Annotated in this window: 18 protein-coding genes, 1 tRNA gene and 1 pseudogene; 8 read left to right on the top strand and 12 right to left on the bottom strand. The window is 70.4% G+C overall.

Annotated elements, in window-relative coordinates:
- The coding region (locus C1I98_RS23460; RefSeq protein ID WP_146607585.1) for a hypothetical protein at positions 1-222 on the bottom strand (222 nt) is incomplete at its 3' end.
- Between the two features lie 442 nt (positions 223-664).
- On the opposite strand from C1I98_RS23460, the gene C1I98_RS23465 reads away from it, so the two are divergent.
- Positions 665-937 (top strand): hypothetical protein, encoded by a 273-nt coding sequence (locus tag C1I98_RS23465; RefSeq protein ID WP_111169589.1) that lies wholly within the window; start codon positions 665-667, stop codon positions 935-937.
- Between the two features lie 27 nt (positions 938-964).
- Positions 965-1,153, top strand: coding sequence for a hypothetical protein (locus C1I98_RS23470; RefSeq protein WP_111169590.1), 189 nt, complete (start codon positions 965-967; stop codon positions 1,151-1,153).
- A gap of 21 nt (positions 1,154-1,174) precedes the next feature.
- On the opposite strand, the gene C1I98_RS23475 is transcribed toward C1I98_RS23470, so the two are convergent.
- The 3 genes from C1I98_RS23475 to C1I98_RS23485 all read right to left on the bottom strand — a co-directional run bounded on the left by C1I98_RS23475 (position 1,175) and on the right by C1I98_RS23485 (position 5,949).
- Positions 1,175-2,182, bottom strand: a complete 1,008-nt coding sequence (locus C1I98_RS23475; protein ID WP_111169591.1) for a TolB-like translocation protein — start codon at positions 2,180-2,182, stop codon at positions 1,175-1,177.
- Complete coding sequence (locus C1I98_RS23480; protein ID WP_233508107.1) at positions 2,179-3,357, bottom strand: MFS transporter; 1,179 nt, start codon at positions 3,355-3,357, stop codon at positions 2,179-2,181. Before C1I98_RS23480 ends, C1I98_RS23475 begins: the two co-directional genes overlap by 4 nt.
- A 123-nt stretch (positions 3,358-3,480) precedes the next feature.
- Entirely contained in the window at positions 3,481-5,949 is a 2,469-nt protein-coding gene (locus C1I98_RS23485; RefSeq protein ID WP_111169593.1) for a N,N-dimethylformamidase beta subunit family domain-containing protein, read from the bottom strand.
- 432 nt (positions 5,950-6,381) lie between these two features.
- Between C1I98_RS23485 and C1I98_RS23490 the strand changes: the two genes are divergently transcribed.
- Positions 6,382-7,287 (top strand): S1 family peptidase, encoded by a 906-nt coding sequence (locus C1I98_RS23490; RefSeq protein ID WP_111169594.1) that lies wholly within the window; start codon positions 6,382-6,384, stop codon positions 7,285-7,287.
- A gap of 2 nt (positions 7,288-7,289) precedes the next feature.
- Here the strand turns inward: C1I98_RS23490 and C1I98_RS23495 are convergent, their stop codons facing one another.
- Positions 7,290-7,838 carry a hypothetical protein gene (locus C1I98_RS23495; protein WP_233508108.1) on the bottom strand — a complete coding sequence of 183 codons (549 nt, stop codon included), beginning with the start codon at positions 7,836-7,838 and terminating at the stop codon, positions 7,290-7,292.
- A gap of 157 nt (positions 7,839-7,995) precedes the next feature.
- On the opposite strand from C1I98_RS23495, the gene C1I98_RS44200 reads away from it, so the two are divergent.
- A complete protein-coding gene (locus tag C1I98_RS44200; RefSeq protein ID WP_233508109.1) occupies positions 7,996-8,259 on the top strand; it encodes an ArsR/SmtB family transcription factor in 264 nt (87 codons plus the stop codon).
- Positions 8,260-8,339: 80 nt separating this feature from the next.
- Here C1I98_RS44200 and C1I98_RS41645 read toward each other — a convergent pair whose 3' ends face one another.
- Entirely contained in the window at positions 8,340-8,501 is a 162-nt protein-coding gene (locus C1I98_RS41645; protein WP_158558156.1) for a hypothetical protein, read from the bottom strand.
- On the opposite strand from C1I98_RS41645, the gene C1I98_RS41650 reads away from it, so the two are divergent.
- The gene (locus C1I98_RS41650) at positions 8,500-8,646 is read left to right on the top strand and encodes a hypothetical protein (protein ID WP_158558157.1); all 147 of its coding nucleotides are present in this window, start codon (positions 8,500-8,502) and stop codon (positions 8,644-8,646) included. The genes C1I98_RS41645 and C1I98_RS41650 overlap by 2 nt on opposite strands.
- A complete protein-coding gene (locus tag C1I98_RS23505; protein WP_111169596.1) occupies positions 8,643-9,065 on the top strand; it encodes a hypothetical protein in 423 nt (140 codons plus the stop codon). Before C1I98_RS41650 ends, C1I98_RS23505 begins: the two co-directional genes overlap by 4 nt.
- 21 nt (positions 9,066-9,086) lie before the next feature.
- Here the strand turns inward: C1I98_RS23505 and C1I98_RS23510 are convergent, their stop codons facing one another.
- Entirely contained in the window at positions 9,087-9,572 is a 486-nt protein-coding gene (locus C1I98_RS23510) for an MSMEG_6728 family protein (RefSeq protein ID WP_111169597.1), read from the bottom strand.
- A 164-nt stretch (positions 9,573-9,736) separates the two neighbouring features.
- Between C1I98_RS23510 and C1I98_RS23515 the strand changes: the two genes are divergently transcribed.
- Complete coding sequence (locus C1I98_RS23515; RefSeq protein ID WP_146607586.1) at positions 9,737-10,003, top strand: hypothetical protein; 267 nt, start codon at positions 9,737-9,739, stop codon at positions 10,001-10,003.
- 94 nt (positions 10,004-10,097) lie between these two features.
- Here the strand turns inward: C1I98_RS23515 and C1I98_RS23520 are convergent, their stop codons facing one another.
- The 3 genes from C1I98_RS23520 to C1I98_RS44205 all read right to left on the bottom strand — a co-directional run bounded on the left by C1I98_RS23520 (position 10,098) and on the right by C1I98_RS44205 (position 11,545).
- Positions 10,098-10,574 carry an NUDIX domain-containing protein gene (locus tag C1I98_RS23520; RefSeq protein WP_233508110.1) on the bottom strand — a complete coding sequence of 159 codons (477 nt, stop codon included), beginning with the start codon at positions 10,572-10,574 and terminating at the stop codon, positions 10,098-10,100.
- A 152-nt stretch (positions 10,575-10,726) separates the two neighbouring features.
- A complete protein-coding gene (locus tag C1I98_RS23525; protein WP_199537149.1) occupies positions 10,727-11,353 on the bottom strand; it encodes a CPBP family intramembrane glutamic endopeptidase in 627 nt (208 codons plus the stop codon).
- Positions 11,354-11,368: 15 nt separating this feature from the next.
- Positions 11,369-11,545 carry a hypothetical protein gene (locus tag C1I98_RS44205; protein ID WP_233508111.1) on the bottom strand — a complete coding sequence of 59 codons (177 nt, stop codon included), beginning with the start codon at positions 11,543-11,545 and terminating at the stop codon, positions 11,369-11,371.
- Positions 11,546-11,564: 19 nt separating this feature from the next.
- Between C1I98_RS44205 and C1I98_RS44210 the strand changes: the two are divergent.
- A pseudogene (locus C1I98_RS44210) lies at positions 11,565-11,813 on the top strand (response regulator transcription factor); the annotation flags it as partial.
- Positions 11,814-11,825: 12 nt separating this feature from the next.
- Here C1I98_RS44210 and C1I98_RS23535 read toward each other — a convergent pair.
- Together C1I98_RS23535 and C1I98_RS23540 are read right to left on the bottom strand one after the other, a co-directional pair.
- Entirely contained in the window at positions 11,826-12,653 is an 828-nt protein-coding gene (locus tag C1I98_RS23535; protein ID WP_146607587.1) for a hypothetical protein, read from the bottom strand.
- A 646-nt stretch (positions 12,654-13,299) separates the two neighbouring features.
- Positions 13,300-13,374, bottom strand: a tRNA-Val gene (locus C1I98_RS23540).
- Positions 13,375-13,525: the final 151 nt, after the last annotated feature.

The raw sequence follows: 13,525 nt of genomic DNA on the forward strand, positions 1-13,525 counted from the left end.
GCACCACTCCTGGACGGTACCGAGGCCGTCGGTCGGAAGGCCCGACTCGGCCGCGGCCGCGTGGCAGGCGCGGACGAAGGCGGAGACCCATTGCCAGTCCGGAAGCCGTACCCGCTTGCCGGAAAGGATCTCCTGGGTGGTGCTCTTGATCAGCGGGCGGGAACCGGGCAGTTCGCTGCGCTCTGACAGGGCTTGAAGGTATTTGTAGCTCGGTGCCCCCACCGAGTCACGCAACTCGTTAAGCCGGGCAATGAAGGCGGCATTCGGCCCGCTGTGGTGTGTTTTGCCCATCTTTTCCCATCTTGTAATGCCGCAGGGATTAGGGATATGCACATGTTTACCGCACGACGGCGGCGGCTTACCGGACATTCCACCCGCAGCACCGTCCTGAATCGGCCTGAACCAACCGTCCATTACCACTTCCGGCTGACTTCCGCTGATTCCGTACGGCTCCGTACGACTTCGGATGACCTCGGATGACCTCGGATGACCTCGGATGACCTCGGACGACGTCCGGGTGGCCCCCAAGGCCACCCCGCACACCCGCCACCGCCAAAAGGGATTCGTCCGGCGTCGTCCGGACACGTTTGAGCCGGTAGCGAGCCCCGATAGCGGTCCGGCATCGTTTTGCGCGTCCAGCACCCCTATCACGGAGGCCACATCAATGTCGTGCCTCACGGAAGCCCCGTCCGCCGAGCCGGGCGCCATGATCGCCCCCGGCGCCGACGCGCCCGCCGTACCGCAAGACGGCGACGTCCCGCCGCCCGGCCCTCCGCGATCCGGGCGGCGGGACGACCGGGACGAAGGGGAGCTGCGCACCCTGCTCATCGCGACATGGGTGCTGACCACATGGCGAATCCCGCCCGGACCTCTGGAAGCGCTCTCGGTCGAGGAACTCATCGAGTTCTGGGCCGACGAGCGGACCGTCACAGGCTGACCGACCATCCGAAGGACGACCCCGACCATGTTCTCGACACATCAGTGGCTCACACTGATCACCGCCGCGCTGGTGGCCGCCATCGCGTGCGGGCTCGCCCTGGCGGCGGGCGCGTCCTGGCCCACCGCCCTGCTCACCTGCGGGACGGCGGCCGCCGGGACCCTCGCCCTGCTGCCGCACCTGCTCGGCCGTTCCGACCGGAAGGACCCCGGCTGATCCGACGCCCAGGCCGGTCCCTCAGGTCAGGGCCCCGACCACGGTCGGTGAATCGGCGTCCGGGATCAGTGTGCGCGGGGGGCCGCCGTCCAGCGGGGCGACCCAGATGTCGGCCGTGGTCCTGCCCCCCGCCGCCTTCGGCACCGCGTACATCAGGTGCTCGTCGTCCAGCCAGGCGAGCTGGTCGTCGATGCTCCGGGACTCGCCGAGCGGGTGTTCGCGGCCGGTCTTGAGGTCCAGCCAGTGGAAGCGCCAGGCGTCCTGGGAGGTGTCGTTCACCCGCTTCTTGTAGGCGATCTTGGTCTGGTCCGGCGACAGGGAGGGGCACTCGGCGTTGTCCTGGATCGCGGTCAGCGTGCGCGTCGCCAGGTCGCCGCGGGCCAGGTACGTACGGCCGGACGCCGCCACGGTGACGAAGAACCGGTCGGAGTCGGCCGCGAAGGTCACGCCCCAGACGTTGCGGTCCACGCTCCGGTCCTGCTTCCCGTTGATCAGGAAGGTGAAGTCCTCCAGGTTGCCGACCACCTTCCCGTCCCGCTGGTAGATGATGGTCTCGGTGGAGAAGCCGAGCGAGATGTAGTTGTGTCCGCTGACGAAGACCGTCGTCGCGAAGTGCCGTCCGTCCGGAGCCACCCGCGCCCGGCTGGGCACGCCGGACAGCGGCTCGTCGGCGGTCTCGGCGAGCCCTTCGTCCAGCGCCGCCACCTCGTACGGCCGCCCTGGCGCCCGCCCGGCCCGCAGGCACACCGCCTGGCGTCCGGCCGCCGCGATCCGCAGGCAGTGCGGCCCGGCCAGGCCGCGCCGCCCGGCCTGTTCCTCGCCGGCCCGTACGTAGCCGACGCGGCCCAGGTCGGGCCCCGGGCGCAGCGAGCGGAAGACGATGTGCCGCTCCTCGAACAGCGCGGGGTCGGCGGTCCCGGCCGCCGAGGTCCCGCTCCGGGAGAGCACCGAGGTCAGCACGGTACCTACGGCGGCGGCCACCAGCAGCACCGCCAGCCCGATCATGATCTTGTTGGCCCGGTTCTTCATTCCCGTCCTCCCAGGGGGCCGCGCATCAGCGTGGGCGCGGCGAACAGCAGTACCACCGCCAGCCCGCCCGCGAACGCCCACAGCGCCGGAGCGGGGCCGGCGGCCGCCCACAGCGCGCCGAAGACGACGGCGGCCAGGCCCCTGCCCAGCGCCACGCAGGTCTGGAGGGCGGAGATCGCGGTGGCCCGCCACTCGCCGGGGACCATCACCGCCGCGGCGGCGGGCAGTACCCCGTCGGTCGCCGCGTAGTACAGGCCGAGCAGCGCGAGGGTCACCCCGGCCGCGGGGAGGCCGTCCGCGCCGCTCGCCACCAGGTAGGCGGCGACGATCGCGACATGGCCGGCCATGAAGACGCGCGGCCTGCCGTACCGGTCGGCGAGCCGCCCCAGCGGCACCGCGCCGGTCAGGTAGACCACCCCGGTCGCGAGGAACAGCAGCGGGAAGATCTGCGCCGAGACCGCGCCGCGCTCCAGCAGGGTCAGGTAGATGAAGGCGTCGCTCACGGTCAGCGCGGACATCGCCGCCGCGGCGACCAGCATCCGGCGCATCGGCGTGCGGCGGGCGGCCAGCCGTACCGCCTCGCGCAGCCGCGCGCGGGGCCGGGCGGCGGGGGCGGCCGGGCGTTCGGCGACCTTGCCGAGCAGCAGCAGTACGCCGAGCCCCGCGACGCACATGGACACGGTGAACACCGCGTCGAAGTCGCCCGGCACCACCGCGAGCAGGTAGAACGCGGCCACCGGGCCGAGCAGCGCGCCCAGTGTGTCAAGGGCCCGGTGGACGCCGAAGGACCGGCCGAGCGCCCCGGGCGGGCTGGCCTCGGCGATCAGCGCGTCGCGCGGGCCGGTGCGCAGCCCCTTGCCGATCCGGTCCAGGCCGATCGCGCCGGACAGCGCGGCGAACCCGGCGGCGGGCAGCAGCACGACCTTGGACAGCACGCCGAGCCCGTAGCCGGCCACCGCCACGGCCTTGGGGCGGCCGAGCCGGTCGGCGGCGTAGCCTCCGCCGATTCGCGCCACCGCGGTCCCGGCCTGGTAGAAGCCGTCGAGCAGGCCGAAGAACAGCGGGGACAGCCCGAGGCCCATGGTGACGAACAGCGGCAGCACGGCCGTGACCATCTCGGTGGAGATGTCGGTGAGCAGGCTGACGAACCCGAGTACGACCACGGTGCCCGGCACACGACCCGCCTTACCGGACCCGGTGGCGGGGGTGCCTCGAACGCTTATGTACAAGGAACCGTACCTTTCATCGCGTGCGTGACCGGTGGCCACCGGGAACGGGGTTCCCGGTGGCCCGGTCCGTCACCGGGTGCCGGCCGCGTCCTCCTTCCCGGCTCCCTTCGTCCCGGGCAGCGGGTCGCCCGAGGTGAACTTCTTCAGCACGTTCTCGGTGATCTTGGTGAGATCGTTGTCGTAGCCGTTGTTGTAGAAGGAGCCGCTCCACACCATCGAGGAGGCGGAGAAGACCGCCCCGCCGTTCGGGTAGTGGATCAGCGTGACGTCACCGCGCACCATCGGGTTGGTGTCGCCGCCCTCGAACAGGGCCGAGGTGTTGATCTCCTCGACCACGTGCATGTACTGCTCGCCGAACGGCTGTGAGGTGCCGAGCACGATGGCATTGGGGGGCGTGCCGAGCGAGTAGTCCACCCGGTCCACCTCCTCGCCCATCGGGCCGCCCTGGCTCTGCAGGCTCGGCAGGTCGCCGCCGATGCCGTCCTTCTTCGACACGCCCTCGAAGATCCAGGCCCCGGCCTCGGAGTAGCCGGCCTCGGACCGGTCGAAGGGCTTGTTGTAGAAGGCGAACCCCTTGGGATGCCCGAAGCCCTGCGCGGAGAAGCCGACGCCGACCAGTTCCTGGGGCGGGGTGCCCCGGAAGCGCCACAGCCCGCCGTACTCGCCGTCGGTGCTGTGATAGTACTCGCCGGGCGCCGCCTGCCAGGCCTCGGTGCCGTCGTGGCGGCGCAGTTCGGTGTACTCCCTGCTGCGGTTCAGGGCGGTGACCCAGTAGAACCCGTTGCCGCCGAGGTACATCAACCGGCCGCCGTCGCCGAGCCAGCCCTTGATCGCCTCGTGCTCGGTGGTGGAGATGTACTCGGGGTGGGTGCCGGTGATCACCGTCTGGTAGCCGTCGAGGATTCTGCGGCCCTCGCGGTCGATGTCGTGGTCGGTGATGTAGTCGATGTCGAACTTCCTGGTCTCCAGCCAGTCGAAGATGTGCGTGTCGGCCTCGAAGGCCCACGGCCGGCCCTCGCCGTTCGGCCCGGTGGTCAGCGGGCGCAGGTTGGTGATGGGCCGCTTCTGGCTGGAGTAGACGTAGCCGCTGCCGTCGGCGTGGTTGGAGTACTGGCTGAGGGAGCCGCCGGTCTGGCCGTACGCGAGGTAGGTCAGCGTGGGCACCAGCATGGCGATCTTGGATTCGGCCTGCTTCGGCCGGACCACGAAGGTCACGTGGTAGACCTTGCCGGCCGCCTCAAGGCGCGCCGCGTAGATCCCGCTGCGCGCGTCCTTGGGGACCTTCCAGGTGAACGCGGGCTTCCACGCGGCGTCGCCGAGGTCGTCCTCGTGGAAGTGGATCGCGCCCCACTGGCCGGGGTCTTCGTTGTAGTTCATCGTCTTGCGGTCCCAGTCATGGCCGGTGAGCGCCCGGACCGGGAGGTTCACCGCCGTTCCGGAGAGCCGGTGCGGGCCGGTGTCGGCCACCTGGTCGCCGGACATGTGCCGGGTGAAGTCCCAGGCGGCGGCGGGCCGGGGGGCGTGCCGTCCCCGGGCCACGGCGTCGATCTCGCGCTCGCTGAGCGCGCGGTCGTACAGGGCGGGCGATTCGATCTTGCCGTTGTAGAGGCCGGCGGGGCGGGTGTCTCCCGAGCGGTTCCAGTAGCCGGCCATCAGCAGTGGGTCGGAGGTGTGGGCGAGTTGTCCGGAGCCGACCTGCTTTGTGCTGGTGGCCGCGGAGTCGTCCGGCATGGTGGACACGGGGCGCTGGGTCACGGTCGCCTTGCGCGTCCGGGGGTCGTAGGCCGCGGCCACGAAGTACCAGCCGGAGTTGTTGACGTGCTGCGGGCGCGGGCGCTTGGTGAAGTACATCTCCGGGCCGCCCATCGCGGGCGCCCACGGCTTGAGCTTCACGCCGGTCGAGACGGTGTCCGCGCCGACGCGCAGCGCGAGTGCGCCCTGCTCGTCGATGAACAGCCCGTACCCGCGGCGGTCGGCCTCCGACCACTTGGTGACCAGGCCCTGGGCGCGCGGCGTGCCCACCGGCGTGCGTTGCAGTGCCGTCCTGTTGTACGGCGAGCCGGGGATCGTGGACGGCGCGATCCACGCGGTGATGGTGAATCCACCCGAGGGCCGCAGCCGCCGGTCGTCGGGCACCCGCACGTAGGAGCCCAGCGGCAGCGGCTGGTGGGCGCCCGGGTAGGTCTTGTTCACCGGGCTGTCGATGATCTGTTCCTTGAGGCCGGGCCCGGCCGGGTCGGCGTCGCCGTGGGTCACCCTGACGATCGTGCTCTTGAACTCGGGCGCCTTCGTGCTGACCATGAACTGCACGGACTCGCCCGGTCGTACGCTGAGCCGGTCCGGGTAGCCGCTGATGCCGAGCGCGTCGAGTGCCTGCTGGGGTTCGGTGGGCTCGACGGGCAACGGCTCGTCGGGGACGTACTCCACGGGCGCCGCGAGCGGATCTTCGCGTACTTCCGCGTGCGACTGTGACAGGCCGGGCATGGCCGCGACCAGGACGGCCGCGACCAGCACTGTCGTTGATCTGGATCTTCTCATCCGCAATGGACCTCCTTGGCATGGCGGTGGTGCGTACGGGGGGTTCGGGGGTCGATAAAAGAAGTCCGTAAATAGCGGAATCGCCAGATTTTATTGCCTCGAATGGAACCTAGGTCGAGAGTCCGCCCGGGCACGGTCGCCGGAAAGAGTGGAATGCACGCCGAGCGGTGAGCGGTGGACGGGCAGCGGTCAGCGCGCCCGGCGGCGTCGCCGAACGGTCGAAACACCGCGACGAGCGGTCTGGCCCCCGGCGAAAGCACGACCGGCGACGCTCTGGAACTTCCCGGCCACAGTCTGATTACCCTCCGGGTTCATTCGGGAGCAGACCGTGACAACGGTAGTCCGGCTTGTTACTCCTGAATCGTGCGACCCCTCCCGTGCCGCTCTGCCGGCGAAGCCGGTCCCTGTCCTCCAGACACTTCGGAGCATCGCATGACACAGGTGTCCCTCCCTCGCATGGCCCTGGCCATCGTGCTCGTCCCTGTGCTCGCCGCCGCGGCCCTGGCCTGCGCCGATCCGGCCAGTGCGGGCGCGGCGGGCGCCCGTGCCCAGGCCGCCGAGCTGCGCGCGCTGAAGCAGCGCCTGGACCGGCTCGCCGAGCAGGGCAAGGCGGGCGACGCCCAGTACTGGTACATCGACCACGCCCGCGGCAAGGTGCACATCGCCGTGCTGCGCGGCGCGGACGACAGCGTGACCAGGGGCTTCGCCGGCTCGACCCCGGACGCCCGCACCATCACCTCCGTCATCGACCGGCCCGTCACGCCCTACGTCGGCACGGCCGCGCACGCCCCCGTCGCCGGCCGTACCCGAAGGTCCGGCCCCGTGTACGGCGGGCAGCGGATCACCGCTGGCGACTCCTACTGCTCGACCGGCTATAACGTCGGCGCGGGCCTGACCGGCCGGGTGCTGACCGCCGGTCACTGCTACCGGTACGGCCCCTCGTGGTACCTCGGCGGCGACCACCTCGGCGAGATCACCCGGCTGCGCTACCCCGGCGGGGACGTCTCGGAGATCACCCCGGAGCCTGGCTGGCGGCTGACCGGCAGCGTGCTGCAGTCCGACGGGTCCTACCAGCGGATCGACTCGACCGCCCAGGTGCGCCTGGGCCAGCGCCTGTGCAAGACCGGCGCGCGGACCGGCACCTCCTGCGGCGTCGTCTACGCGCTCGACGCCACCGCCGACTACGGCGACGGGCCGATCCACGGCCTCGCCGTCACCGACCTCTACGCCGCCGAGGGCGACAGCGGCGGCCCCGTCTACGCGGGCGGCACCGCGATCGGCCTGGTCAGCGGGGGCCCGCAGGGCGGCGGCCCGGCACTGGTCTACCCGCTCTACTAGCGTTACCGGCTTTGGGCGCACGAGCAGGCCATGTGGGCGCGCTCGTCGGGGCGGGGCCGCCGGTGCAGCACCATCGCCACCACCATCGGGGCGAACACCAGCGAGTTGTAGAACAGGTGCAGCTCCACCCTCGGCACCAGGAGCTGCACGACGCTGGTCGGTACGGCCCTGCCGAAGAAGGGGGTGCCGCTCGCCGCCTGGATGAGCAGCAGCAGGTGCTCGACGTGGTGCCAGATCTGGATGCCCATCGAGATGTTCCACCACACTCGCGAGCGTCCGGTGAAGCCGCCCCGCAGCGCGACCAGGCCCACCAGCATCACCAGCGCGTAGCCGTAGTGCAGCGCCTCCGAGGTGACCAGCCAGGGGAACCACAGCCCGAGCACGCCGCGCGCCTGGGGTAACGGCCAGCCCATCACCCAGATCTGGATCGCCTGGACGATGTGCTCGGCCCAGTGCGCCAGCACGATGAACAGGAACACGTTGAGGGCGGCCTGGTGCCCGCGCCCGTTGAGGGTGCCGATCAGGCCGGCCCGCACCGGTATGGCGGTCATGTCTGCCTCCATCCGGGTCACTGCACCTGCCGGTTGTACGACCGGGGACCGCCCGGCGGATTCACACATCCCGGGCAGGCGGGAGATTGTCACCATCCGGTCAGGCCGAGCCGGTCCCGAGTTACACGGAAACTCGTGCATCATTTATCGTGTAGCCGTGGCCGAACCACCACCCGAACCCGCCGGGCTGGGGACGATCAAGGCCCTGGCCAATCCGATCAGGCAGCGCATCCTCGACCACCTTCGCGAGGGGCCTGCCACCTCCACCACGCTCGCCAAGGCGCTCGGCATCACCACCGGGGGTACCAGCTACAACCTGTGGGTGCTGGCCGAACACGGGCTGGTGGAGGAGGTGCCCGAGCTGGCACGCGGGCGCGGGCGATGGTGGCGGCCGGTCCCGGTGGACCGGTGTTCGCCGTGACGGCCCTGCTCACCGCCCCGGCGGCCGGGGCCGACGCCGTGGTCCGCACCGAGGTCACCATCCACAGCGGTGAAGTACGGCTACGCGGCATGATCTACGCGGCCGGTACTGGCGCTGTGGGGCGAACACGAGCGCAGCATCCCGGCCGCCGACAGCTCCCGGATCTTCGCCGCGACGCTGCGCGCGGCCGGGAACCCCAGCCACACGATCAAGATCCTGCCCGGCGCGGACCACGGGCTCATGCGAAGCCCCGACGGGTTCATCGAGGGCGACGGCCTGGTGCCGGGTTACCTCGAACTGGTCACCTCCTGGATTCACGGCCTGGACGACCGCCCGCGTCCTCGGCCGACGCCCCGCCGCGCCAGGACCTGCCCGCCGAGCCGGTGACGCCGCTGGCGTGGTGGGAGTCGGTGCCCGTGCAGCTCGGCGCGCTCGCCGTACTGCCGGCCGCCTTCGCGGGCTACCCGGTCGCCGCCCTGATCCGGCGGCGGCGCAGGACCGCCGACGGCGCGCACCGGGCTCGGCGGTCGCCCGCGCTGCTGGCCGCCACCGGGGTGGTCACCGTGCCCGGGACCGTGCTCTACCTGGGCTATCTGCTGGCCACGGCGGCCCGCGCTCCGGGGGCGGTGGTGGCGGGCCGTCCGGTGGTCTGGCTGGTCCTTCAGGTGTTCGCGGTGGCGGCGGCGGTCGCGACGGTGGGCACGGCGCTGACGCTCCGGCGTACCGGGGGCGCGGGGCGGCTCGCCCTGACGGGCGGCGTGCTGTTGATCGGATGGGCGGCGTACTGGGGGTTGTTCGTTCCCTGACGGTCGGGTCCACCGCCCGGCTCAGCCGGGCGGACGGCAGGCGGGGGCGCGGCCGGAGGAGGGCCAGACGTACGGCAGGTCGTCGGGCTCGTCGCCGAACAGCGGCCGGTAGTGACCCGGGTCCTTGCGGAGCAGCGCCGAACGGTGGCTCCGGTGGAACCCCGGGTCGCCCAGCCACGGCGGCAGCTCCCCCGCCTCCGCCAGCGCCGCCTGCTCCCGGGCGGCGCCGATGCCGCAGGCCGCGGCCAGCTCGGTGGTCATCGTGGCGGCGCAGGTGTCCGCCCGGCCCCGGCCGGTCCAGTGGGCGCACACCTCCAGCCCGTACCGCACCAGCGCCTCCTCATAGCCAGCCCACATGGCGACGGCGGGGTGGTGACGCCAGCCGTACCCGGGGACGGTCAGCGCGCGGAAGACCTGTAGCGCCTCCACGCGCTGTTTGCCGAGTCGTACCGGATCGAGAACTCCAGCGGACGCCCGGAAATCGGGATAGGGAAGAAATGTCTGCATAACCCCTCTCGCCCCTGTCATCCCCACCGCCTCAGCGTTACAATCCCGCAACGGGGGTGGTCAAGACCTAGCCATAGATCATGGTCCGGCCGTGCAATGGCACGACCGGGCGAGAAACCGGGTCCGGCAAAGCCCTGTAGGGTTTTCGTCGCACTTTCTTGGGGGTGACCGGCGTGCCGACGTGGAATGACGACGACAGCATCCTGATCCGTCGCGTGCGCGAGCGTACCGCCGCGCTCCTTGAGGCCCTGACCAGCGACACGGACGAATCCGATTTCATCCGCCGCCGCCTCCAGCAGCACGCGCGCGAGGTCGTCCGCGCCCGTGCCCGCATCACCGCGGGCACCGACCTTCCCGATATCCAGGACCTTTTGGCGGAGCCTCCGGAAGACCCTTCTCGCGTACCCGACTTCTCCGGCAACCAGCTATAGCGGATTTTCGCCTCCGGCGGTTATTCCGGTCAGTGGCGGCACGTCGGCGAACGAGCGCCCGGAATGCCTTTCCCGGTCACCCGGCACGGCTCGATCAGGTGGCGGGGACGGCCCTGCCGTACTCCAGATAGACCGTCTCCCCCAGTTCCCGGGCGACCACGCCCGCCTTGACCCGCCGCGCCAGCGGCCCGGCCAGCACGTCCTCCAGCTCACCGGGCGGGCAGAAGTCGTATCCGCTCAACTCGCCGTCGGTGAAGGTGATCCTTTGACGCGTCCCGTCGTCGATCTCGCCCCCGTCGAACACGAAGAGGATCGTGCCACCGTCCCGCGTACCGGGCTCCCAGTCGGCCACCAGCAGCCGCCCGATGTCCGGCTCGATGCCGAGCTCCTCGCGTACTTCACGAACGCACGCCTGGTAGGGCGTCTCCCCCGGCGAAAGGCACCCGCCGGGGATGTCCAGCCCGGCCTTGTAGACCGGCCGCACCAGCATGACCCGATCGGCCGTGTCGAAGAACAACGCCCCGGCAGCCGCCCTGACCAGGGCGAACATCGGCTCAGCACCGTCGCTCACACTTCCGACCATACGCCCCGCCGCCCGGCTCACCGGCGGAGGCGGCCGGTCAGGGCGAGGAAGGCGACGAACGCCCCCATCACGATCCAGCCGGGCCAGCCGTTCAGGCCCACCTGGAGCGGGTCGATGGGGTGGGCGGCGTCGGAGAACAGCTAGATCATCTGGACACCGGCGTTGCTGACGAAGGTGTGGGCGAGCACCGCTGGCCAGACCGAGACCGAGCGCAGGCGCAGCCAGGCGAAGATCGGCACGATCAGGACGGTACTGATGACCATGTAGCCCACCGACGCCAGCGGCGAGTGGCCCGGGTACTGGCCGCCCATGACCAGCGTGGGCAGGTGCCACAGCGCGAACACCAGGGCCGTCAGGGCCATCGCCGGCCAGACGCCGAGCGGGGTCAGCCGCGGCAGCAGATAGCCCTGCCAGCCGAGTTCCTCGCCGAAGAACATCGGCAGCCAAAGGATCATGGTGAGCGCGAGTGTGCCCAGCCAGGCCGCGAGTTCCGCCACGGGGACCCCGGTCTGGCCCAGTGTGGCGGGGGCGAACTGGGCGCGGAACCCGGAGAAGTTCGCGAGGTCGAGCCGGTAGGCGCGGGCCAGGGCCGCGACGCCCAGCGCGAGGAGCTGGAGCAGGCAGGGCACCGCCGGCGCGCGCAGGCTCTCCAGGGCCAATCGGCCCAGCGGGCGCGGCCTGACCAGGCCGATCGCCGCCCGGACGCTCGCCGGCCGATGGATCAGCCGCAGCACCACCAACGCCGACAGGGCGGGGGTCAGCATCATCGCCGCGATGCAGATCTAAGTGAGCGGGGTCATGTCGTGCGCGGCCTCGGTCCGGCGGAAGCCGTTCAGCAGCAGGGGCAGCATGGCCGCCCACGCCCCGCAGAACGCGAGGGCCACGAAGACTCCGACGGCACGCCAGGGCACGGAATCCGATGCGCGCCGGGCGTCGTGGCGCGGGAGTTCGATCGTCATGTACGCCGACGCTAGGAACGACGCCGAGGTCGTCTCCCAGCTCCTCGCCCGCAAGGCGGACCCGCTCGCCGGGCTGACGCCGAGGGAGCGCGAAGTTCCCACGCTCATGGCCCAGGGGCCGGCCAACACCGACATCGCCGCCCGGCTCGTCATCACCGAACGCGCGGTGCACAAGCACATCGGCAACATCTTCCTCAAACTCGACCTCGCGCCGACCGACCCGGGGCACCGCCGCGTCCGCGCCGTACTGACCTACCTGGGCCTCTGACCCCGCGAGCGGTCAGGGGGTCAGTTGCCGCTCGTACCGCGATGGATCGACCTCGATCCAGCCGCTGTGGTCGGGGTTGGCCACCCCGCCGATGTAGACCTCGTCATATCGGCCGAACCTGGTCCGCGTACCGCCGAAATCGTCTGGGACTTCGATGGCTGCGGTCACCTGGAACGGCCCGGTCTTGTCATTGATGGCCTGACCGACCATCACGCCCCGATCGAAAACCTCCAGCACGATGGAGAACCGGCAGTAATGCTCAAGGGTCCACGCTTTCACATGGAAGACGATCCCCTCGTCCGGCTTCAGCGATATCGTGTTCTGCTGAAAGTAGTCTCCATTCCAGTTCCCGTTCTCATCTTCGGCCTTGCCACGCGGCTCAGGCTCGTCCAGATTCAGGCCGATCTTTACGATTTTCTCCGGCGCTCCAGCACTCGGGCTCTCGAAGTAGGCACCGGAAAGCGGCTTTCGGCATTCGGTGTCCGCCTTCATCCCCATGATGCGCACAGGCCGGTCCCGGTTGCCCCGGGCCACGATCTCGATATCGGTCTCCGTGACATCGACACCGCCCCGCCGCCGCAGCCACTGGGCGTGGGCCTCCGTGTGCGCGGGAATGGCGTTGAGCGCGGCCAGATCACCGGCCGAGAGCCCCGGAGCGGCTGCGAAGGCCCAACTGTTGCTCTCGGACAACCGCTTGACCTTCACCAGATCCACCGCAACCGGCGGCCCCGACCGGGCTTTCTGGACCGGTGACGGCCTGGGAGTCCTCGTGACGGCCTCCGGCACGACGGGAGGTGCCATCCCCTGCTGAATCGCCCAGATCAACACCCCGACCAGCACCGGCGTCGCAACCGCACTCCCGACCCACCGGACAACAGTCCGATGCCACCACCGCCGCGGCTGAGCCGAATGCCGATTCCGCGGATACCTTGCGGGTCTTTCCATCAGGCTTCCTTTCCAGCAGCAGCCATGATGGCACGCGGTCGCACATTTCGGCGACAGAAAACCCAGTCGGCGCATGTCATAAACCGCCGAAATTACTTAATACCGACAAACTGCCGATGGTCTCCCCCGGCTCGGCGTACCTGCGGGACAATCACCGGCTCATCCCGTCGGGATTTTGTCGTACGCGCCTGGCATGATCACCCATTATGGATTCCGACGAGTTCTGGCACCTGATAGAGCGATCCGGGCGTGAGACAGATGACAAGTGCGCACGCGCGGCCTGGCTTCAGGACGCACTGGAACAACGCTCCGCGTGTGGGCGAACGATGACCGGCCCGAGTCTGAGATCTTGAGCTATGTGGCGGGCAATGCCTGGGAGCGGGTAACGGGCCACGGCCACGACGATCTTTGCGCCCATCCGATGGGCCTGGCCCGGCCCAACGGGCGGGAGCATTCACCGAGACCGTCTACCGGCATCGGGTTCGACGCGTGATCGCACGAGGCGACCCCGTTGCCACGATGGGAGATGGAGCCTTCTGGCTGGTGGGCGGTACTGGGTTCGAACCAGTGACCCCTCGCTTGTAAGGCGAGTGCTCTACCGCTGAGCTAACCGCCCGCCGTCGTGGTCGGCACTACACCTTACGGTACTGGGGCGGTGTTGGGCACATCAGGCGTCCAGGTGGTGCCGATGTCGGGGTGGCCGGCGATCTGCCAGCCGAGGAGGGCGGCGCCGAGCATGCCGGCCTGGGGGCCGAGGGCGGCTGGGC

This window comes from Spongiactinospora gelatinilytica (assembly GCF_003236385.1).
GTDB classification, from domain to species: domain Bacteria; phylum Actinomycetota; class Actinomycetes; order Streptosporangiales; family Streptosporangiaceae; genus Spongiactinospora; species Spongiactinospora gelatinilytica.